This window comes from Spirulina sp. CCY15215 (assembly GCF_016888125.1).
Taxonomy (GTDB): domain Bacteria; phylum Cyanobacteriota; class Cyanobacteriia; order Cyanobacteriales; family Spirulinaceae; genus CCY15215.
This window is the reverse complement of record NZ_JACSWA010000117.1, coordinates 1-227: the sequence shown is the minus strand read 5'-3', so window position 1 is coordinate 227 and position 227 is coordinate 1. Positions and strand designations below refer to the sequence as shown.

Below are 227 nucleotides of genomic sequence, written 5' to 3'. Positions count from 1 at the left end.
TCCACAGCTTCGGTAAATCGCTTAGCCCCGTTCATTTTCGGCGCAGGAGCGCTTGACCAGTGAGTTATTACACACTCTTTCAAGGATGGCTACTTCTAGGCAAACCTCCTGGTTGTCAATGCACTCCCACCTCCTTAATCACTTAGCGATTATTTGGGGACCTTAGCTGGTGGTCTGGGCTGTTTCCCTCTTGACGATGAAGCTTATCCCCCACCGTCTTACTGGCT

At 50.7% G+C, this 227-nt stretch carries 1 rRNA gene; it reads right to left on the bottom strand.

Going from position 1 to position 227, the window contains the following annotated elements:
• Window positions 1-227 (bottom strand): 23S ribosomal RNA (locus JUI58_RS00530); the annotation flags it as partial.